The 20,987-nt window shown below is 70.8% G+C and carries 13 protein-coding genes and 2 pseudogenes; 12 read left to right on the top strand and 3 right to left on the bottom strand.

Annotated features, from left to right (window positions below):
* Positions 1-167: 167 nt before the first annotated feature.
* From ACIBEC_RS44400 to ACIBEC_RS44360, 9 genes are all read left to right on the top strand, one after another.
* Entirely contained in the window at positions 168-2,006 is a 1,839-nt protein-coding gene (locus ACIBEC_RS44400) for a non-ribosomal peptide synthetase (protein WP_360508566.1), read from the top strand.
* The gene (locus ACIBEC_RS44395) at positions 2,003-4,939 is read left to right on the top strand and encodes a type I polyketide synthase (protein ID WP_360508564.1); all 2,937 of its coding nucleotides are present in this window, start codon (positions 2,003-2,005) and stop codon (positions 4,937-4,939) included. The genes ACIBEC_RS44400 and ACIBEC_RS44395 overlap by 4 nt, the downstream gene beginning before the upstream one ends.
* Positions 4,940-4,973: 34 nt before the next feature.
* Positions 4,974-5,180 carry an MbtH family protein gene (locus ACIBEC_RS44390; RefSeq protein ID WP_360508561.1) on the top strand — a complete coding sequence of 69 codons (207 nt, stop codon included), beginning with the start codon at positions 4,974-4,976 and terminating at the stop codon, positions 5,178-5,180.
* The gene (locus tag ACIBEC_RS44385) at positions 5,177-6,466 is read left to right on the top strand and encodes an MFS transporter (protein ID WP_360508558.1); all 1,290 of its coding nucleotides are present in this window, start codon (positions 5,177-5,179) and stop codon (positions 6,464-6,466) included. Before ACIBEC_RS44390 ends, ACIBEC_RS44385 begins: the two co-directional genes overlap by 4 nt.
* Complete coding sequence (locus ACIBEC_RS44380) at positions 6,459-7,253, top strand: alpha/beta fold hydrolase (RefSeq protein WP_360508555.1); 795 nt, start codon at positions 6,459-6,461, stop codon at positions 7,251-7,253. The genes ACIBEC_RS44385 and ACIBEC_RS44380 overlap by 8 nt, the downstream gene beginning before the upstream one ends.
* 8 nt (positions 7,254-7,261) lie before the next feature.
* Positions 7,262-9,007: an acyl-CoA dehydrogenase family protein gene (locus tag ACIBEC_RS44375; RefSeq protein WP_360508552.1), complete on the top strand. Its 1,746-nt coding sequence runs from the start codon at positions 7,262-7,264 to the stop codon at positions 9,005-9,007.
* 76 nt (positions 9,008-9,083) lie between these two features.
* Positions 9,084-10,433: a condensation domain-containing protein gene (locus tag ACIBEC_RS44370; RefSeq protein ID WP_360508549.1), complete on the top strand. Its 1,350-nt coding sequence runs from the start codon at positions 9,084-9,086 to the stop codon at positions 10,431-10,433.
* A gap of 35 nt (positions 10,434-10,468) precedes the next feature.
* Positions 10,469-12,322: a non-ribosomal peptide synthetase gene (locus tag ACIBEC_RS44365; protein WP_360508546.1), complete on the top strand. Its 1,854-nt coding sequence runs from the start codon at positions 10,469-10,471 to the stop codon at positions 12,320-12,322.
* A 54-nt stretch (positions 12,323-12,376) separates the two neighbouring features.
* Positions 12,377-13,750: a hypothetical protein gene (locus ACIBEC_RS44360; protein ID WP_360508543.1), complete on the top strand. Its 1,374-nt coding sequence runs from the start codon at positions 12,377-12,379 to the stop codon at positions 13,748-13,750.
* 221 nt (positions 13,751-13,971) lie between these two features.
* On the opposite strand, the gene ACIBEC_RS44355 is transcribed toward ACIBEC_RS44360, so the two are convergent.
* Positions 13,972-15,369 carry an alpha/beta hydrolase gene (locus ACIBEC_RS44355; RefSeq protein ID WP_360508540.1) on the bottom strand — a complete coding sequence of 466 codons (1,398 nt, stop codon included), beginning with the start codon at positions 15,367-15,369 and terminating at the stop codon, positions 13,972-13,974.
* 291 nt (positions 15,370-15,660) lie between these two features.
* Here ACIBEC_RS44355 and ACIBEC_RS44350 point away from each other — a divergent pair.
* The 3 genes and pseudogenes from ACIBEC_RS44350 to ACIBEC_RS44340 all read left to right on the top strand — a co-directional run.
* Positions 15,661-15,820: pseudogene (locus ACIBEC_RS44350) on the top strand (pirin family protein); the annotation flags it as partial.
* Between the two features lie 171 nt (positions 15,821-15,991).
* Positions 15,992-16,342, top strand: coding sequence for a trypco2 family protein (locus ACIBEC_RS44345; protein WP_360508534.1), 351 nt, complete (start codon positions 15,992-15,994; stop codon positions 16,340-16,342).
* On the top strand, positions 16,339-19,512 hold the full coding sequence (locus ACIBEC_RS44340; RefSeq protein ID WP_360508531.1) for a tetratricopeptide repeat-containing serine protease family protein: 3,174 nt from the start codon (positions 16,339-16,341) through the stop codon (positions 19,510-19,512). Before ACIBEC_RS44345 ends, ACIBEC_RS44340 begins: the two co-directional genes overlap by 4 nt.
* 949 nt (positions 19,513-20,461) lie before the next feature.
* On the opposite strand, the gene ACIBEC_RS44335 is transcribed toward ACIBEC_RS44340, so the two are convergent.
* Together ACIBEC_RS44335 and ACIBEC_RS44330 are read right to left on the bottom strand one after the other, a co-directional pair.
* A complete protein-coding gene (locus ACIBEC_RS44335) occupies positions 20,462-20,779 on the bottom strand; it encodes a family 1 glycosylhydrolase (RefSeq protein WP_396290604.1) in 318 nt (105 codons plus the stop codon).
* Positions 20,767-20,847 (bottom strand): annotated as a pseudogene (locus ACIBEC_RS44330) (hypothetical protein); the annotation flags it as partial. The gene ACIBEC_RS44335 and the pseudogene ACIBEC_RS44330, both read right to left, overlap by 13 nt.
* Positions 20,848-20,987: the final 140 nt, after the last annotated feature.

Genomic DNA, 20,987 nt, shown 5'->3' with positions numbered 1-20,987 from the left:
TTCGGACGGGCGGCGCGGCCGGGGCCTGCGCCCGTCCGTTGTCCGGCGGACTGCTACATGCGCCACTTTGGAGAGGGGTTGGCCTAGTGAGGCCTGAACTGAGTCAAGAGGATGAGAGTCGAGCCGCTACCGCGCTCGAATCGGCCGGTCCGCGTGCCGTGGTCTGTGTGCCGCAGCTGTTCGAGGAGCGGGTACGGGCAAGCCCTGATGCTGTGGCGGTCGTCGACCGCGACGGGTGCATGACGTATGCGGGGCTTGCCGCTGCCGCCAACCGGCTGGCCGGAGTGCTGGTGGAGCGCGGTGCGGGCGCCGAGAGCGTGGTCGCGGTGAACCTGCCGCGCGGGCGTGAACTGGTGACGGCGGTGCTGGCCGTGCTGAAGTCCGGTGCCGCTTACCTGCCGCTCGACGCGGCGCTGCCGGCCGAGCGCCGCAGGTACCAGTTGGAGGCTGCCGGTGTCACCCTGCAGATCGGGCCCGGGGGCTGCGAGGGGGTCGAGGTGGTCGACCTGGCTGCCGGCGAGCCGGCCGGGCGGTCCGCGCAGAACCCGGCGGTGGCGGTTACCCCCGACGACCTTGCCTATGTGATCTTCACTTCGGGTTCGACCGGGCGTCCCAAGCCGGTGGCCGTCACCCACGGGTCGCTGGCCAACCACGCGGTCGCCGTCGGTGCGGCCTTCGAGTTGACCGCGGCCGATCGGGTGCTGCAGTTCGCCGGTCCGGGGTTCGATGTGTTCGGCGAGGAGGTGTTCCCGACTCTGCTGGCCGGCGCCCGGGTGGTGGTGGCTCCCGATTCGGTGCCGTCGCCCGCGGAGCTGGAGGAGTGTCTGCGCCGTGAGCGGGTCACGGTGGCCAACTTGCCGACGCCGTACTGGGACCAGTGGGTCCGCGATCTCGACGCCGAACCGCGGGAGGTGCCCGAGGCCCTGCGCCTCCTGGTCGTGGGCAGCGACACCGGGCATACCCGTACGTTGGCCGGCTGGCGAGGGCATACCTCGGTGCCCGTGGTCAACGCCTACGGTTTGACGGAGACCACCATCACCGCCACGCTCCAGGCGTTCACCGGGGACTCGATTCCCGAGGGGGAGACGCTGCCGATCGGGCGGCCGCTGGCCGGGGCGCGGGCGTACCTGCTGGACGCTGATCTGGAGCCGGTTGCGGCGGGCACCCGGGGCGAGCTGTACCTGGGTGGGGCGGTGCTGGCTCGCGGGTACCTGGGGCAGCCGGGGCTCACCGCCGACCGTTTCGTGCCGGACCCGTTCGGCGAGACGCCGGGCGGGCGGCTCTACCGCACCGGCGACCTCGCGGTGCTCCGCGCCGACGGTGCCCTGGCCTTCGTCGGGCGGGCCGACGACCAGCTGAAGATCCGCGGCCAGCGGGTCGAACCAGCGGAGATCAGTGCGGCCCTGTGCACGCACCCTGCGGTGCGTCAGGCCCACGTGCGGGCGGTGGACGATGAGGCGGACGGCAAGCGGCTGGTCGCCTACGTGGTCGCTGCCGAGGTCGAGTCGTCGCAGCTACGCGCCCACCTGACCATGAGTCTGCCTGCCGCTATGGTCCCGGCCTCCTACGTGGTGCTCGACGAGCTGCCGCTGACCGCGAACGGCAAGATCGACCACAGGGCGCTCCCGGTGCCGACCGCCGGCGACGCCACGTCCGGCGCGCCGCAGACGGTGGCACTGACCGGCCTGGAGGAGCAGATAGCGGCCGTGTGGCGGGAGGTGCTGCGGGTCGGCCGGGTGGGGCCGGACGACAGCTTCTTCGAGATCGGCGGTCACTCGCTGCTGCTCGTTCAGGTGCAGCGCAAGCTCAGCGGGGCACTGGGACGCCAGGTTCCCGGTGTCGCGCTCTTCGCCCATCCGACCATCCGCAAGCTCGCCGCCCATCTGCGCGGCGGCTCCGGGCCGGCCGTCGACGCGCTCGGTGACGAGCGTGCCGATGAGCGCCGCAGCGGGCACGCCCGGCTCTATCAGCGCCGCGCCCGCCGCAGCGCCGGGGGTGCCCGATGACGCGGGCGGCACAGCCGGTGGATCCGGACAGCCCCTTCCTCGCCGTCGTCGGGATGGCCGGGCGGTTTCCGGGAGCGCGTGACCTCGGCGCGTTCTGGGACAACCTGATCAAGGGCGCGGAATCGGTCACTCGATTCCCCGGCGACCCGTCCACTCCCGAGTACGTCCCCGCGCTCGGAGTACTGGAGGACGCGGACGAGTTCGACGCGGCGTTCTTCGGCTACTCGCCGCGGGAGGCGCTGATCCTCGACCCGCAGCAGCGGCTGTTCCTGACCTGCGCGTGGGAGGCGCTGGAGGACGCCGGGTATGACCCCCGGTCCTGTGTCGGGCCGGTCGGCGTGTATGCGGGCAGTAGCCAGACCGGGTACCTGGATACGCTGAGGGCCCACCGCGACCGGCTCGGCCCGGTCAGCGAGTGGCAGCTGCGACTGGCGACCGGCATCGACTTTCTCACCTCCCGGGTCGCCCACCGGCTCGGTCTCGCCGGGCCGGCGGTGACGGTGCAGACCGCCTGCTCCACCTCTCTGGTCGCCGTCCATCTCGCTGCGCAGGCGCTGCTGTCCGGCGAGTGCGACCTGGCTCTGGCCGGCGGGGCCAGTGTCAACGTCCCGGTTCGCCTGCCCGAGTACTCCGAGGGCGGTGTCATCTCGCCCGACGGGCGCTGCCGGGCCTTCGACGCCCGGGCCCGTGGGACCGTAGCCGGCAACGGTGTCGGCATCGTGGTCCTCAAACGGCTCGCCGACGCAGTTCAGGACGGCGACCACATCCGTGCCGTCCTGCGCGGCACCGCGGTGAACAACGACGGCATGGACAAGGTGGGCTTCACCGCTCCGGGAGTGGCCGGCCAGGCCGAGGTCATCCGCGCGGCCCACCTGGTGGCCGAGGTCGAGCCGGACAGCATCGGCTACGTCGAGACGCACGGGACCGGGACGCCGCTGGGTGACCCGATCGAACTGGCCGCGCTGACCCAGGCCTTCCGGCGCGGCACCGACCGGCGGGGGTTCTGCCGGATCGGGTCGGTGAAGACCAACATCGGCCACACCGACGCGGCCGCCGGGGTGGCGGGCTTCATCAAGGCGGTGCTGGCCGTCCAGCACGGCCTGATCCCGCCGAGCCTGCACTACACCTCGCCCAACCCCGAGATCCCCTTCGCGGACGGCCCGTTCGTGGTGAACACCGAACTGTACCGGTGGCGCCCCGACGGTCCCCGCCGGGCCGGGGTCAGCTCGTTCGGGATCGGAGGCACCAACGCGCACGCGATCCTGGAGGAGCCGCCCGCGCGACCTTGCCTGCCCGCCGCGCCTGCGAGCCATCTGCTGGTGCTGTCCGCCCGGACCGCCCCCGAGCTGGACCACGCCGCCGCCCGGCTTGCCGAGCACCTGCAGCGGCAGGCCGCCGGCGCCGCCGACCCCGGCCGGGAACTGGCCGACACGGCCTGGACGCTGCAGACCGGCCGCCGCGCCTTCGTGCACCGCCGGTTCGCCGTGGCCGCCGACCACACCGAGGCGATCCAAGCACTGACCGGGGCCGGCACCCACGGCTACCCGCCCGTGGGCGGCGAGCGGCCGGTGGCGTTCGTCTTCCCCGGGCAGGGCGGACAGCACGTCGGCATGGGCCGCGAACTGTACGAGAACGACCCGGTCTTCCGTGCCGAGGTCGACGCGTGCTGTGCGCAGCTCGCGCCCACACTCGGCCTGGACCTGCGGGCGGTCTTGTACCCTGCCGGCGAGCAGCAGAGCGCGGCGGCCGAAGAGTTGCTGCGCGACATGGGCGTGGCCCAGCCGGCCGTCTTCGTGGTGGAGTACGCGCTCGCCCGGATGTGGGAGCAGCGAGGGGTACGGCCGGCGGCTGTCGCCGGGCACAGCCTCGGTGCCTTCGTCGCCGCCTGCGTGGCCGGGGTGTTCTGCCTGGCCGACGCCCTGCGGCTGGTCGCCGAGCGCGGCAGGTTGCTGCAGAGCCTGCCCGTCGGGGCGATGCTGGCCGTGCCGCTGGCCGAGCGCGACGCCACCGAACTTCTCGGCGACGGCCTGGAGCTCGCGGCCGTCAACGGACCGAACCAGTGCGTGGTGTCCGGGCCGCGGGGGACGGTCGACGCGGTGTTCGCACGGCTGACGGAGGACGGTGTCGACGCGCGCCGGCTGCACATCGCCGCCGCCGGACACAGCGCTCTGGTGGAGCCGATCCTCGACCGGTTCGCCTCCCTGGTCGCCGAACTCGACCTCAAGGCGCCTTCGATCCCCTGGGTCGGGGACACCACTGGGGAGTGGGTCCGCATGGACCGCGTTCCGAGCGTCGAGTTCTGGACCGCCCACATGCGCCGGGCGGTGCGCTTCGGCGACACCCTCGCCACCCTGTTCGCCGAGCCTGACCGGATCCTGCTCGAAGTCGGCCCCGGCCTCACCCTGACGACACTGGCACGTCGGCACCCGGCCCGCACCGAGGGCCACCTGGCGCTGCCCAGCCTGCCGCACCCTGCCGGCGAGCAGTCCGCCCTGCGGACCTCGCTGGCCGCCGCCGGACAGCTGTGGGCGGCCGGCGTCGAGCTCGACTGGCCACGGCTGCACGAAGGTCACCGGCCGGGCCGGACTCCGCTGCCGACCTACCCGTTCAGCCCGCAGCAGTACTCACCGCTCCCTACCGACAACCCCGCACCGACCGTCACCGCCCAGCCCTCGCCGGCCGTCCAGGAGCCCGCACAGGACGGCGACACCGAGACGCAACTCGCCCAGATCTTCGGTCAACTGCTCGGACTGGAGCATGTGGCGGCACAGGACGACTTCTTCGAACTGGGCGGCGACTCCCTGATCGCCGTTCAACTCGCCTCTGCCGTCCGCGCGGCCTTCGACGTGCGCATCACCGTCAAGCAGGTCTTCACCGCCCCCGCTCCGCGCCGACTGGCCCGGGTGGTCGACGCCGCCCGGCAGCCGGCCTGAACCGTCACGCGACACACCGACCCAAAGGACAGCGATGTTCGAGGACAACGACGACCGGACCTACGAGGTGGTCCGCAACACCGAGGACCAGTACTCCATCTGGCCGGCCGGCCGGGCGCTACCCGCCGGGTGGGAGCGAACGGGCGGACGGGGCAGCAAAGCGGACTGCCTCACCCTGATCGACGGCCTGTGGAGTGACCTTCGGCCGCGGAGCATACGTGAACGGCCGGCCGCCCGATGACGCGACCGGCCCCCTCGCCGGGACTGCTGCGCCACCAGGGCTTCCGACGGCTGTGGGCCGCCCAGACGGTCAGCGTGCTCGGCGCCCAGATCTCCGAACTCGCGCTGCCCCTCGCGGCCGTGACGGTGCTGAAAGCCACCCCGTTCCAGGTGGGACTGCTGGCCGCCGTGCAGTACCTGCCGTTCCTGCTGGTCGGCCTGCCGGCCGGGGCATGGGTGGACCGGACGCGCCGACGGCCCGTCATGATCGCAGCAGACCTGGTCCGCTGCGCGGTCCTGCTGACCGTGCCGGCGGCCGCGCTCTGCGGGGTTCTGAATCTGTGGCTGCTGTATCCGGTCGCCTTCGCGGTCGGGGTCATGACGGTCTTCTTCGACCTGGCAGCACAGTCGTTCCTGCCGACCCTGGTCGGCGAGGAGCAGCTCGTCGAGGCCAACACCAAACTGCAGCTGTCTCAGACCTCCGGCGAGCTGGCCGGCCCCAGCGCCGGCGGATTCCTGGTCCAGCTGCTGACCGCGCCACTCGCCGTGCTCGCCGACGCGCTCAGTTACGCCGGGTCGGCGGCCCTGCTCCTGCTGGTCCGGGTGGAGGAGCGCCCGATCCGCGATGCGGTCCGGCCGGGACTGGTAGCGGAGGTCAAGGACGGCCTCGGGTACGTGTTCCGGCATCGGCTGCTGCGCCCGATCGCGTTGAGTGCGGGGATCACCAACCTCTTCGGCCTGTTCGGAATGGTCCAGGCGATCCTGGTGCTTTACGCGGTCCGTGACCTGCGGCTCTCACCGGCCGGGCTGGGCACCACGCTCGCGATCGCGAACGCAGGCGTGCTGCTCGGCTCGCTCGCCAACGGCCGGGTGGTGCGGCGCCTCGGCGTCGGGCCGTCGCTCACCTGGGCCACCTTCGGGCTGGGCGGCGCCATCCTGCTGCTGCCGCTGGCCACCCCTGGCACCGCGATGCCCGTCCTGGCGGTCGCGATGGCCCTGGCCGGGCTGTGCGCCTCCGTCTTCAACATCAACCAGATCAGCTTGCGGCAATCCGTCACCCCCGCCCCGATGCGCGGGCGCATGACGGCGACGCTGCGGTTCGTGGTCTGGGGCGTCATCCCCGTCGGGACGTTCCTCGGGGGCGCGCTGGTCGGACCGCTCGGACTGCGCGGCGTCCTCTGGCTCGCCGGTGCGGGCAGCGTCCTCGCCGGGCTGCCGCTGCTGTTCTCCGCCGTGCACTCACTGCGGGCCATGCCCGACGCCGCACCGACCGCCCAACCGATGAGCCAGGAGACCCTTCATGCCTGACGTTGCGGGGCACACCGTCCCACGCTGGCTGGCCAACCGCCGCAAGCGCCCCGACGCCGCGATTCGGCTGTACTGCTTCGCCCACAGCGGCGGCACGGCCGCCGAGTACGTCCGCTGGGGCGACGATGTGCCCGGCATCGAGGTGTGGGGCGTGCAACTGCCCGGCCGCGGCTCGCGGCTCGACGACCCGCAGTACACCCGGGTCGGCCCGCTGGTTCACGATCTGGTGGAACAGGCCTCATTCCGCGCACCGTTCGCCTTCTTCGGACACAGCCTCGGCGCCCTGCTGGCCTACGAGACCGCGCGCGCCCTGCGCGAGCACGGCGTGCCCGGCCCCGAACGCCTGTTGCTGTCCGCCTGCCCGGCCCCGCACCGGCCCCGCGGACTGCCGCCGATCCACCACCTCGGCGATCGGGAGCTTTTCACCGCCGTCCAGGGACAGTACGGCTCACTCCCCGACGAGGTGGCCGAGGACCCGGACCTACTCGCGATCATGATGGCCTCGCACCGCTGCGACTTCGAACTGGTCGACAGCTATCGCCACACGCCCGGCGAGCCCCTTGACCTGCCGCTGCACGTCTTCGGCGGCACCGAGGACCGGCTCTCTGCCGAGGAACTCACCCAATGGCAGGGCCACGGCCGCGGACCGTTCGCCCTGAACCTGCTGCCAGGCGGCCACTTCTACCTCCGTGAGCACCGCGCCGCCCTGCTCGCACTGATCCAGGCCGCACTCACCGACCGCCGGCACGCCGGGTCGCCTGTCGACTCGCTCTCCCCCAACCTGTGAAGGCAGACATGACTCACGACACCATCACCCCGGCCGGCTTCCTCGCCGAGCTCCACCTGGGGCACGTGCGCTGGGACCTGATCAGCCCCTTCCCCGCCCCGTCCGACGAGGACCGCGCCCGCGGCGACGCCGCCGTCGCCGGGCTGATGCGCTTCCTCCAAGAGACCGTCGACCCGACCGAGGTGGACCGCACCGCGAAGCTGCCCGACGGCTTCCACGAAGCCTGCGCCGCCCGCGGCTACTTCAAGCTTCAGGAGCCGCTCGAGCGCGGCGGTCTGGGCCTGTCCGCCCACAACGCCTTCCGGATGATCCAGGCCGCCGCCAGTTGGTCGGTGACCGCCTGCTACGCCATGTCCGTCCACCTCGGACTGGGCGCCGGCGCCTACCTGCCGATCATGACCGACGGCGAGCTGAAGTCCGAACTCGAACGGCTGCTCGCAGCGGGCGCGATCTCCGGCGACGCCGACACCGAGCCCACCGGTGCGATCAACCGGACCCGGTCCACCACCGCGGTGCCAACCGAGGACGGCACCGGATTCCGGATCAGCGGCGAGAAGGTGTTCATCCAGAACGGCCCGATCGCGGGCCTGCTGAGGGTCTCGGCCACCGTGCACGACAAGAACCGGGAGTACATCCGGCTGTTCTTCGTCGACACCACCGACCCCGGCTTCACGGTCAGGTCCTGGCACGAGTACCTGGGTCTCAAGGGTCTGCCCAACGCAGCCCTCACCTTCGACCGGGTCTTCGTCCCGCACAGCCGGGTCTTCACCCTCGACGGCCTGACCGCCGAGGACGAGTGGCGTCTGGCCCCCGAACTGCACACCATCAGCGTCCGGGGCCGGATGTACCCCATCTCGGCGCCCGCCCTGGCGATCGGCCGGCTCTGCCTGCACTGGTCCCGGGAGTTCGTCCGGCGGCGTTCGGTCGGCGGGCTCGGGCTGGAGCAGTACGACGAGATCCAGCGCATCATCGCTGCCAACCTCGCCGAGACCTTCGCCATGGAGAGCGTGGTGGAGTGGTGCCTGCTGGCCGAGGAACGCCACCCGGGGATCGACCTGGACCCGGAGCAGACGGTGGCCAAGAACATCAACTCGATGACCAGCTGGCGCATCGTCGACCGCACCCTGTCCCTGCTGGCCGCCGAGGGCTTCGAGACGGCAACGAGCAAGGCCCGGCGCGGCGCCCAGCCGCTGCCGGTGGAGCGGTTCTTCCGCGACGCACGTGCCCTGCGGGTGGCCGGCGGGGTGGACTTCCTCGTGGACCACTGGGCGGCCCGGCACCTGCTCTCCCGCCACTACCCAAAGCCGCAGGCCATCGCCGAGGCCGCGACCGACCTCACCGCAGCGGACGCCTGCCTGTCCCCGCGCAACCGGGACCACCTGAGCTTCGTGGCCGAACAAGCCGTGCAGTTCGCCCGCCTCAGCCGCGACCTGGTGGACCGACACCCCGACCCCGACGAGCTGTTCGCCAAGGAGCGCCTGCTGATCCTGCTCAACCAGCTCTCCGCCGAGCTGTTCAGCATGTCCGCAGCGCTGGCCAATGCCGCCCGACTGCACTGCGAGGGCACCGGACCGGCCCAGGACCTCGCCGACGTGTTCTGCGCCGAAGCACGCCACCGTATGGCGGACGCCCAGCGGCGCCTGGCCGACACCGACGGACCGGACCACGCCGGCACCTGCGCGCAGTGGCTTCACGGCGACGGCCTGGAGTTCCTGCTCCGCGACACCGTCACCGCCACCCCACCAGCCCGCTGAGCCGGTGGTATCCGAGGCCGCCCCGGCCACCAGCCCCGCACACCGAACGACCACCGACCCGGAAAGGGCCGCAGCGATGTTCAACCTCTCCCGTTCCCAGGAGATCGTCTGGCTGCACGAGGAACTCTTCCCCGAGAGCCGCGCCTACAACTTCACCGCCTCCCTCGACCTGCGCGGCCCGCTGGACGAGCCGGCCCTGCGGCAGAGCCTGGCGACCGTGCTCGCCCGCCACGACGCGTTCCGCCTCGAACTCGATCCCGAGGACTTTCCACCGAAGCAGCGGGTGAACGACACCTGCGCACCGCGCTACCGCACCGTGGACCTGACCGGTGGCGAAGACCACGAGGCAGCCTTCGAGGACCTGTGGCGCGAGCAGCACGACGAGCCCTTCGACACCGCCGAGGCGCCCATGGTGCGGTGGGCCCTGATCAGGCTCGCCGAGGAGCACCACCGACTGCTTCACACCGAGCACCACCTGGTGCACGACGGCTGGTCCTTCGGCCTGGTCCTGCGCGACCTGTTCACCACCTACCGGGCGCTGGCCCAGGGCATCCCGGCCGACCTGCCCGCGCCCCGCTCCTACCTCGAACACGTCCGCCAGTCGGTGGCCGCCGAGGAACAACCGGGCCACCACGACGAAGCCGTGGCGTACTGGCGGGGCGCCCTGGACGGCGCCCCCTTCGACCTGCCGCTGCCCGGCCTGGATCCGGGACGGGTCCGCGACATCCCGCACGGCGACCAACTGCGCCAGCTGCTGGAGCCCGAGCCGGCCGAGCGCCTACGGACAGCCGCCCGCCGCCACGGGCACACCCCGTTCTCGGTTCTGCTCACCCTCTTCGCGGAGCTACTACGCCGACAGAGCGGCCGGTCCGACCTGGTGATCGGCAGCGCGGTGGGCAACCGCCCGCCCGGCTTCCAGGAGAGCGTCGGGATGTTCGTCAACACCATCCCACTGCGCATCCGCCTCCAGCCCGACGGCAGTGCGCTGAACGCGGTCGACGAGGTCACCGAGGTCCTGATCCGCTCGCTGCCGCACCAGGGCGTCCCCGTCCAGGACCTGACCCACGAACTCGGAGAACACTCCGGCACCGGCCTGGACAACCCACTCTTCCACGTCATGTTCAGCGCGCACGACGCGCCGATCCCGCACGTCGAGGGGCTGAACCTCGAGGTGTCCATCCACGAGGCATTCAACACCGGCACCTCCCGTTTCGCCCTCGACGTGGTACTGATCCCCGACTCCCGCCGGACCGTCAACTCCCGCTCGGGCCCCGGCGGCATGCTGCTGATCTGGGACTTCGCCACCGACCTGTACGACAGCGCCCGGATCGCCGAACTGCAGCGGCAGTTCACCGCGCTGCTGGAGGCCTACCTCGCCGACACCGCGACCGGCCTCGCAGCACTCACCGCAGCAGCCAACGGCTGACCCCACCACCCCGAACCATGCCCCGAGGAGACGATATGACCTCCCTGACCTCCCGCGAACCGACCGGCCACGAGCTGCCCAGCATCGCCTGGGGAGGTGAGCCCGCGCCCGCTCCCGCACCGGGAGCGGGACCACTCGAGTGGTTCGACAGCTGGCTGGCCCAGCAGCCCGACGCCCCGGCAGTCGTGGACAACACCATCACCTGGAACTACCGCGAGCTCGACCGAGCCTCCGCCCGGATCATGCAGGCCCTCGGCGGCCGAGTCACCCGTGGCGAGTTGGTGGGAGTCTGCCTGGAACGCTCCGCGCTGCTGGTGGCCGCGGCGGTCGCGTTGGCCAGGATCGGCGCGGTCTACCTCTCCCTCGGCGCGCAGCCGGGGGCCGCGCGGGTGGAATCGATCACCGAGGACGCCGGCATCAGCTGCCTGCTCACCGACGGCACGACAACCCCGCCACCCGGCTGGACCGTTGCGCCGGCCGACGCGGTGGACGGGCTCGTGGTCGCTCAGCGCGACGGACGGGCGAACGGTGCGCCCAGCGATGCCTTCTGCGCCGTCACCACCTCGGGCAGCACCGGCAAGCCCAAAATCGCACTGCTGTCGCAGGGGGCGATAGCCAACCTGGTCCGCTGGACCTGCGACCGGCTCGAGATCGGCCCCGAGTCCCGGGTGGGTCTCTTCGTCGGCACCACCTTCGACGCGCACCTCAAGGAGTTGTGGGAGGCACTGTCGTCGGGCGCCACCTTGCACGTCGCGCCCGAGGACGCCCGCGGCTCGACGGCCGAACTGTTCCAGTGGTGGCAGGAGTCGGGCCTCACCCACTGCCTGCTGCCGACCCCGCTCGCCGAACTCGCCTTCACCCAGCCCTGGCCCGTCGGCCTGGCCATGCGCCACATCCTGGTGGGCGGCGACCGGATGCGGGTGCGGCCGCCCGCGAAGTGCGCGGCGGTCGTGCACAACGTGTACGGTCCCGCCGAGGCCACCGTGCTCACCACCACCCACCGCCTGCGGCCCCGAAGCGACGACCCGACCGCCATCGTGCCGATCGGACAGCCGCTGACCGGATACACCGTCTTCATCACCGACGAGGACGGCCGGATCCTGCCCAGAGGACGTGCCGGAGAGGTCCGGATCGGCGGTGCGGGCCTGGCGCTCGGCTACGTGGACCCGCAGCGGACCGCCGAACGCTTCGTACCGGCCCCCGCAGGTCAACCATATGTGGACCGCGTCTACCGGACCGGCGACAAGGCGGTGATGCGCGCCGACGGACCGCTGGAATTCCTCGGCCGCATGGACGACCAGGTGAAGATCAGCGGCGCGCGGATCGAACCGGCCGAGGTCGAGGCCGCCCTGGAGACCCACCACTCGGTCCGGCACGCCGTCGTGGTCCCGTACCAGGGCACCGGCGGCGGTCTACGGCTGGCCGCCTTCCTCCTGCTCACCGAAGGGGCGCAGGCCGACGAAGACGCTGTGCTGGACGCCGCCCGCGCCCGGGTACTGAAGCAAGCGGTGCCCGCCATGGTCCGCTTCGTCGACTCCTTCCCGCTGAACGGCAACGGCAAAGTCGACCGCGCACTGCTCACCCGGCAGGCCGCCGCCGCGGCGTCCACCACACCTGGGGCGGCGCCGACCCGGCAGACCCCGCAGGCAGAAGACACCGAAGCGTTCCTCCTCGTGGCCTGCCGCCGGCTGCTCGACCAGCCCGACCTCACGCCCGCCGACAACTTCGCCGAATCGGGCGGGACTTCGCTGGCCGTCGCGCGCTTGATCGCGCTGATCGAAAGCACCTACCCGATCCGGGTCAAGGCCGCAGAGGTCATGCGCCAGCCCGACCTGGCAGCCCTGGCTGCCCTGGTCGCCACCCGCCGCGCAGCGTCGGCGCGCAGCTGAACACTCCCGCCACCACCGCCCACCCGCCCACCCGCCCTCCTGAGAGGACTTTCCGTGGACCGCCCCACCCTGACCAAGCAGTATCTGGCCGAACTGAGCGAAAGCACAGCCACCGCAGCCGAACTGCTCGGTCGTGCGCAGCACGACACCCTGCTCACCATCGACTACGAGAACCGCTTCCTGCCCCGCCCGCTCTTTCTCGGCCACGAAGAGCAGGAGCAGCTGACGGAAGATCTGGAAACGCTCCACACCGCGCTGTTCAGCCTGCCCGACAGGCTCTTCGACGGCGATCTCGGCGCGTTCGCCCGGGCCGTCGGCATGACCGAGACCCAGATCGAGGTGATCCTGCGCAGCCGGGGCGCCGGCGCGACCCGCATGGCCCGTACGGATCTGTGCGTCGACGAAAGCGGATTCAAGGTCGTGGAAGTCAACATGACCAGCTCGCTCGGCGGTATGGGCAACAGCGTGATGGCCCAGGCCCTGCTGGAACACCCGCTCCTCGCCGACTTCGCCGCCCGGCACGGCCTTGGCTTCGCCGACACCGCCAGGGAACTGCTGCTCACCATGTACGCCGCCACCGGGTTCGACCCACAATCCCGGCCGGTCATCGCGGTCGCCGACTGGCCGAGCAGCTACCTGAGCGGCTGGGCCGCCTTCCTGAGGGAGTTCTGCGCCTATCTTCAGGCACTGGGCGCAGACGCACACCCCTGCCACATCGGCCAGCTCGACTACCGCGAGGGCCGGGTCTGGCTCGGCGACCGGGCCGTCGACATCATCCACCGGATCTTCCTCGCCGAGGACCTGCTCGAATCCCCCGAAGCCCCAGCGCTGATGGACCAGGTCGTCCGCGCCGCCGCGGCCGACCAGGTGAAGCTGTTCGTCCCGCTGGACGCAGAGCTCTACGCCAGCAAGACCACACTGGCGATGCTCTCGGACGAAAACAACCGGCACCTGTTCAGCACCGAGGAGCTGGCGGCGTTCGACCGCATCCTGCCATGGACCCGAACCGTCCGGCCCGGCACAGTGACGCTGGAGAGCGGACAGATGGTGGAACTACTCGACTACGCCCGGGCCAACCGACACGACCTCGTACTCAAACCGACGGTCCTGCACGGTGGCAGCGGTGTGCTCCTCGGCGGGGACGTCACCGAGAAGAGCTGGGCCGCGCACCTCGACGCCGCGCTCGGCAAGCCCTACATACTGCAGCGCCGGATCCGCCCGGTCACCGAACTGTTCCCGGACGAAAACGGCCGGTTGCAGCCATGGCTGACGGTCTGGGGCGTGTTCACCATGGCACGCGGCTTCGCCGGCATCATGGCCCGCGGCACCCGCCTGGAAGCCAACGTCGGCGTGGTCAACATCACCAACGGAGCACACGGCGGCACCGGACTGTACGAGCTGCCACCCCGCAAGCGCACCGACGAGTAACCGACTCTGGTGGCGAAGTCGCCGAGGTGCGCAACACCGTTCGAAAGGAACGGATGCCGGTTCAGCGGTGCTCGGGGTTCTCGAAGTCGAAGCGGCAGCCGGCGTCCCACTCGGAGCGCTGGTTGCCGTGGGCCAGTCCGCAGCGGGACCACTGCGGGGGCTCTGGACGTCCAGGTGACACAGCAGAGCGCACGGTGCCGGAACCGGCCGATGGCAGATCCTCATTCACCGGTACCGGCTCCCTCACTGCCGACGACGAACGGCGCCGGTTCCACCGAACTCACGCAGCGGGTGTCGGGATGCTCGGGGTCGTCGAAGAAGGAGGTGATCACCTTCGCCCCGCACGGGGTGTCGTACGTCCCGTGGGCGACACCGGCCAGCGTCACCACCGTGGAGCGGGAGAGCGTCCGGGCCACGTAGCGCCCCCACTGCGCCCCGGTCTGCGCGTCGAAACTCCCTGAGATGGCAAGCGTGGGGATGCTGCTCCGAGTGACCTCGCGCACGGCGTCGGGTGCCTTCGGGACGTTCCAGGCCCGACATGCCTGGCGCAGGAACGGCAGCTGGGGTGCCTGGGCCAGGACCGAGCGGGGGAGCTCGGCAAAGGCCTCCTGGCCCTTGGCGAGCTGCTCCTCGGGGGTCTCGAACGGAACCCACTCGCTGCACCACACGCTCAGCGACAACCCGTGAGCGAACATCCCCTGAGAGCCGGGAAGCCAGGCGGCCGCCCACTGCTCCGCGATGCGCTCGGGGTGACCGTGGGCCAGCTCGTCCACGCCCACCGCGAAGGTCTCGGGAGCGTGACTGGCACGCACCAGCCAGTTCAGCAGGGCCCCGCCGTCGAGGACCACCTCCACCCGTCCGACCTGCGGCACCGTCACGTGCGTGGTGACCGGATCAGCCTCCAGCTGACGCACCATGCGCAGAAAAGCGGCACCGATGTCCGGGTAACGCTGCCGGCAGGAGAGCTGCGCCGCGCAAGCGCTCACGATGTTGTCGACCGACTCCCTCAGGCTGCTCCACGTCCACCCAGGCGTCGCCACGGACGGCGGTACGACGCCGTCGACCGTCACGGAGCGGATGCCGTCGGGGAACATGCGCATGTAGGTCAGCGCCAGTTGCGTCCCGTAGGAATGCGAGAGGACGTTCCACTCCCGGATTCCCAGGACCCTGCGCAGATCCGCCACGTCGGCAGCGTTCTCGCTGGTGTTGTAGGCAGCCAGATCGATCCCCTGGGCCGTCAGGCGGTCGCGGCACCGGGCCGCCGCCTGGGCGTACCGGTCTCCGGTGGAGGGCGCGCCGTAGAGGAGGTGGACGCGCTCCCCGTAGAACCGGTCGATCTCCGGACACGTCAGCGGCCGCTCGGACGAGTACGTCCCGCGCTGGGACAAGACGATCAGATCACGGTCGCGGTTCAGCCCCGCCTCGGTCAGTCCCGAGATGTCTCCCAGGGCGTCCGCGCCGGGCCCGCCGGCGAAGAACACGATCGGATCGGGGTGCGGCGTCGGGGATGACGAGCGGACGAGCGCAACGGCCAGGCGAAGGGTGCGCGGTGACGGGTGGACCCGGTTCTCCGGAACGACGAGGAAGCCGCAGCGGGTGTCCTTCGGCCCGTCGGACACCCTGTCATTCTATCCCTGGCGGTAGTCTGCCAGGTCAGCGGCCCGCAACAAGCTGGTACGGCCCGACCTCGCGCCGTGGCAGCCGTTGGTCGAAGACTCGGCGAAGATCGTGGTCGCCGTGCCTGCTGGCCTGCGCTTCAGCAGTGGCCTGGTAACCATCAGTGGCTCCTCGCGGCTCGCCGTCAGGGCCGTCCTCTGATGGTGGCAACCCAGGCGTATAGGATCACGCCGCCAAAGTCAGGTGCGCCATCGCAACCCCAGAACCAGAGCCACGATCATCAGATCGCCGCGTGGTGGAACTTCATCGGCCGCACCAACGAGGAGATCGCCCAGACCCGCGCCGACTGGCAGTCCGGCACCCGCTTCGGCGAAGTCCATGGCTACGCCCGCGCCCGCCTGCCCGCCCCGAAGCTGCCGGACGCCACTGAAGCCGCAGGGCCACGAGCGCTGAGCTGGCGCCGGTAGCTGTGCGGCGGGCTGTATCGGGGCGCATCGATGGTGCTCGACACGCCCCACCGCACTCCGGTGCGTTCGGCGGCGTTGTCCGGATCGCCCGCCCGCACCAGAATCGATGTGATAGGGATAGCGGTTGAGGGCGGGCCGGACGGGGGGAGTCGGAGACGTGCGCGATCCGTTGGAGAACGTGGAACTCTCCGAGGCCGTGCAAGGTTTGCGGGACCAGTTGATGGCCGCCGCAGACGCTGCACACGGTCAGCGCATCAGGTTCGAGGTCGACGAGATCACGCTGGACTTCTCGGTCGAGCTGCGACGCGATGCGACGGCCAAGGCGGGGTTCAAGGCATGGGTGGTCTCCGGCGACGCCCAGGTGGGGGTGGCGCAGAACGCCGTCCACAAGGTGTCCGTGAAGTTGAAGCCGACGGACTCGGCCTTCGGCGGGCCGATCGAGATCGGCAGCCGGGCCGCGGTCGACCTGGGTGACTTCGAGCATCCGTCCGGGCTGCGCGGCGGATGAGCGTCCGGTCCGTCGAACGCATCGCCATCGTCCAGGGAGCGCGGCAGGGCAGCGGCTTCCTGCTGGACTCCCGCCTGGTGCTCACCTCGGCGCACCTGTTCGACGGGGACAACGGGGTCGCTCGCGTCGCCGTCCCCGGAGGCGCGGGGATGCGCAACTGCCGCCTAAGGTGGCGCCGTTACGACGAGGCGTGCGACGCGGCCCTGCTCGAAGCGGACGACGACCTGGTCAGGGACGCCACGACGTGCCGGATATCCGACGTCCGCTGGGGCCGGACGGTGGGCCTGGCCGCGTGGGAGAACTGCGAAGCCGTGGGGTACCCACTCATCTCGCTGCGGGACGGGACGAGGCCGGACACCGAGCAGATCGTCGGCACGCTGAAGCCGGGGTCGTCGATCCTGCGCGGCCGCTACATCCTGGACAGCTCCCACACACCACCGCCGACGGCCGGCACTCCCGGCGCATCGCCCTGGCAAGGGATGTCAGGTGCCGCGCTCTTCGCCGGAGAATTCCTGATCGGCGTGGTCTCCGGGGACCCGGGACAGTGGGCACACGCACGGGTGGAAGCCGTTCCAATCTCGGTCGTGGTGGCCGACCCCGGTTTCCAGCGGGCCGTGCAGGCAGCCGCAGGGCTGCGGCCGGAAGTGGTGGAGATCGGCAGGCCGGCGCCGCACACGGTGCACGAGGCCGCCACCTCCAGCGAAGGCGACTGGCTCCGGATCGCCGACGCCGACCCGATCTCCTTCGGCGTCCATCGCGCGCCGGACGCCGCCGGCCACCCGGAAGTGGTGCAGTACGTGCCACGCGACGTCGACGCCCAAGTTAACGCCCGACTCAAAGCGCTGGCGGAGACCGGCGGCTTGCTGCTCCTGACCGGGGATTCGGCGGCAGGCAAGTCGCGGGCCCTGTTCGAAGGCATGGTCCGCAATCTCCCGGACCGGTCGGTCTGCAAGCCGGATCCCGACGCCGACCTGGCCTTCCTGCACTCCCCCTCCGGCATCGACTACAAGAGCGTCGTGTGGCTCGACGACCTGCACACCTACCTGCGGTCCGACGGGCTGACGCCGTCCCTGCTCGACCGGCTCGTCCGCCGGGGCACGGTCGTGCTAGCGACGCTGCGCACCGAGTTCTACGAGCACTACACGGATGAGGAGGACGGGCCGTCACTCTCGCAGGGCACCGGGCCGCGTCTGCCGTCCTCGCCGGGCAGGGTGATCCGCGCTGCATACCACCTCACGCTGGACCGGATCTGGACCGACGACGAGCGGCAGGCCGCGTCGGCGCGCCAGGACCCGCGCGTCGTCGCGGCCTTGAGCGCCGACCGGGCGCACGGGGTGGCGGAGTACCTGGCGGCGGGGCCGCAGGTCCTCAAGCGGTGGAAGGCTGCCTCCCGGGTGCGGGGCAACCCCCGGGGGGCCGCGCTCGTCGAGGCTGCGGTCGCCCTTGCCCGCACGGGTGTGGACAGTGCGCTGGCACCGGATTCACTGGAACGCCTCCACGAGTACTTCCTCGACCTGGCGGGCGGTCCGGCGCTGCGTCCGGAGGGCATGGCGGATGCATGGAAGTGGGCGTCCCGGATCGTGCTGGGCGTGACCAGTCCCCTGGTGCCGGGCCGGGGCGGAACGTGGAAGCCATTCGACTACCTGGTGTCCGATGCTGCGCGCCGGTCCCGTCCGAGCGAGCTCCCGGAGCAGGTGTGGGAGGAGGCGCTGCGCGTCGTGGACGACACGCGCCGGGCGCTGGTGTCGACCGTCGCCAAGGTGGCGGGCCGACCGGAGGTGGCCAAGGAGGTGCTCCGCCCCCTCGCGGAGGCGGACGATCCCGACGGCCTGATCACTCTGGGGGCGCTGCTGGCAGAGGAGGAGGACTATGACGGCGCCGCCCGCTGCTTCGAGCGTGCTGCCGCTCTGGGCGACTCCATCGGGGCACACAACATGGGTGCCGTCTCCTTCGCGCGGGGGGATCTGGAAGCGGCCCAGGAGTGGTACGAGCGCGCGATCCAGAGTGGGGAGCGGATGTCGATCGGAGCCCTCGGCCTGGTTCACGAGAAACTGGGCGACCAGGACGAGGCGGTGGCGCTCTGGAAACACGGTACCGAGGCCGGAGATCCCGGGAGTGCGCTGCACTACTCGGACTGGCTGAGGTCGAAATGGCAGTCGGACGAAGCCGTCGAAGCCCTGAGAGTTGCTGCCGACGGCAAGATTCCGCTCGCCGCCCTCTCGTACGCCGGCGTCCTCCTGCATAGGAAGGACCACGAGACGGCGAATGCCTACGTGTCGCGTGCCTACGCCTCAGCGGTCGAGCAGGGGGAGCTGGGTGATCCGATCGGCTGTCTGATGGCCGGTGTGACGGCGTACTCCTTCGGCGACGTCCGGCTGGGGAAGAAATGGTGGAGCCGGGCGCAGGAGCGTGGCTGCCCCTCGGACTGGGTGGTCCTGGAGGCAGAGGAGGGCTCGTCCGGACTGCGGTACCTGGCCTTCAGCCAGGTCTGCCTGGACAGACTCGGAGAGGAGGAAGCCCGTTCGCTCATGCAGTTGCTCTGGGCCGGTGACTGCCAGGAGTGCGGGTACCCCCTGGGCGACGGTGTTCCAGCGCTCCACGTGGATGACACCTTGATGCTGGCCTACGCGCGGCTCTTCCACTTCGGACTGTGCCGGTATCCACACTGGAACGAGTCGGCCCTGACCCAGATAGCCAAGAACGCGGGCATCAGCTGGAAGGCATTCACCGCCGGAGTGCCCATGGGGGAGGGATTCGGCCCGCTCTGCGTTCCCGCCCTCGTGGTCAACCCGTCTTTCGAGATCGCTCAGTTGGTCCGCAGCGGGGACCGCTGGACGGCGACGGCGGCGTGCGGGCCCCGGTCGGATGGCGCCCAGCTGATCGACCTGCGACCGGTGTGGTCCGGGCTGCCGCCCAGGTCCTCCGACGGGCGCGCCTGGGCACTCACCGGCCCCGGCGAGGTTGCGGTGGTAACGCCCGGGCAGGCCTGGAGCGCTCCGGCGACCGAGGCGTTCATCGCGCTGGTGGAGCAGTACGGCGGAATGCTGCTCATCACGGCGAGCACGATCGGGCCCGCGTCCGAGGCCTCGATGGACGTCCTGGAGGACGCCCTGCAGGCCTGGGACTCGATGACGAGGTGGGTCCCGCTGAAGCCTGGGGCTCCGGGGTAGGCCGTTCCCTGCGGATCATTCGATTATTGGTTGATGCGCAATAGGCGTGGGCAGAGCCGTTGTTGCCGTACCCGGCGCCTCGGCGGGGGCAGACGGTGGCGTGATCATCGGGAGGTGATCGACGCGATCGTGTTCAAGTACCGGACCAGGACGCCGTAAACGGACCTGCCGGAGCGGTTCGGGGTCGTGGAAGAGCGTCCACAACCGGCCATGGAGGTTGGCACTGGACGGTACGTGGGAGCGCGCGCTCACCGCGCTGCTCGCGCTGGCCGAAGCCGAAGGCGACTTGGACCGCGTGGTCGCGGTCGACTCGACGATCGTGCGCGCACCAGCACGCCGCCGGGGCCGAGTGGACCCTCACACGGCAGCGCCCGCTCACCCAAGTCGACCGGCTGCTGGCCATTGCCGACGCCCCGCAGCACGAGATCGACCGCCGCTTCCACGCCATCGTCAGCGACGTAGGCCCGGTGCCCCGACCGAACTGGTCGACGAGCACGGCGCCGTGGCCTGGCAGCAGCGCACCGCGCTGTGCGGCCACCCGCTGCCTGACGCGGTCGAGAGCATCGACTGCCCGCTGCTTCCCCGGGCAGTTCCACGACGCCGAGACCGGCCTGCACTGCAACGTCTTCCGGTACTACGACCCGGCACCGCCCGCCCTCTCAGCCCCGACCCGCTGGGCCTCGATCCGGACCTGATCGACCTGCACCACGCGATGCCAGCAGCGCCGAGCAGAAACAGACCCACAACTGGGCCAACACGGCGATCACGCCTGGCTTCAAGGCCTCTACAAAATCCGATTCAGCTCAAACCGCTGGTGACGGCCTTCTCAACCATCGAACACCCTGTCTTCACAGCCTATGGCCGAGCGCGGCCACCTGCCCGCGCTCGACCAGCGCACTCATCAACCTGGACCGGTCCCGACATGTGCCACGGCCGCCATCGATCTCAACTACTTAGGCCGATAGAGCTGCTGATTGACAATCAGGTCGCGGTACCAGAGGTACGAGGCCTTCGGGGTGCGCAGCTGCGTCGCGAAGTCGACGTGGACGAGGCCGAAGCGCTGGTGGTAGCCCTCAGCTCTCCGTAAGTGGTCGGGCATGGAGCGGACACGAACCGCGACGACGGCTGCGTCCGCGCCATCGGGGGCTGAGGCAGAGTGAGCACGGTGCCCGGGAAGATCCAGTGGCCCCGGTCGCTGGAGGGGTATCCGTGCCGCAGGGCCTCGTGCTCGATGGTCTGCCGGTTGAGGTCGTAGAGGCTGTCCCATCGCATGGCGTCGCCGAGGGCCTGCAGGGCTATGTCCCACAACGTGTTACCGGAGGCGACGGTGTGCATTCCGGCTATCGCGTCTGCGGGTCCGGACTCATCGGCTGGCCGTCCCCCTCTCTGTCAGCCTTGGGTGAGACATCCCGCTTTGTCGGGTTAGCCTGAGAGGGCCCGAGTAGGAGTTCCACCCCTGATGACCAGCACCAATT

The organism is Kitasatospora sp. NPDC051164, from assembly GCF_044455625.1.
In the GTDB taxonomy this organism is placed as follows: Bacteria; Actinomycetota; Actinomycetes; order Streptomycetales; family Streptomycetaceae; genus Kitasatospora.
The sequence above is the reverse complement of the archived record's forward strand: the minus strand, read 5'-3'. Positions and strand labels throughout refer to the sequence as shown.

Bases quoted from the DNA above. Each gene is read 5' to 3' on its own strand.
- ACIBEC_RS44375 (WP_360508552.1), top strand. From the start codon at position 7,262: ATGACTCACGACACCATCACCCCGGCCGGCTTCCTCGCCGAGCTCCAC.
- ACIBEC_RS44370 (WP_360508549.1), top strand. From the start codon at position 9,084: ATGTTCAACCTCTCCCGTTCCCAGGAGATCGTCTGGCTGCACGAGGAA.
- ACIBEC_RS44385 (WP_360508558.1), top strand. From the start codon at position 5,177: ATGACGCGACCGGCCCCCTCGCCGGGACTGCTGCGCCACCAGGGCTTC.
- ACIBEC_RS44340 (WP_360508531.1), top strand. From the start codon at position 16,339: ATGAGCGTCCGGTCCGTCGAACGCATCGCCATCGTCCAGGGAGCGCGG.
- ACIBEC_RS44390 (WP_360508561.1), top strand. From the start codon at position 4,974: ATGTTCGAGGACAACGACGACCGGACCTACGAGGTGGTCCGCAACACC.
- ACIBEC_RS44395 (WP_360508564.1), top strand. From the start codon at position 2,003: ATGACGCGGGCGGCACAGCCGGTGGATCCGGACAGCCCCTTCCTCGCC.
- ACIBEC_RS44365 (WP_360508546.1), top strand. From the start codon at position 10,469: ATGACCTCCCTGACCTCCCGCGAACCGACCGGCCACGAGCTGCCCAGC.
- ACIBEC_RS44335 (WP_396290604.1), bottom strand. From the start codon at position 20,779: ATGGGACAGCCTCTACGACCTCAACCGGCAGACCATCGAGCACGAGGC.
- ACIBEC_RS44380 (WP_360508555.1), top strand. From the start codon at position 6,459: ATGCCTGACGTTGCGGGGCACACCGTCCCACGCTGGCTGGCCAACCGC.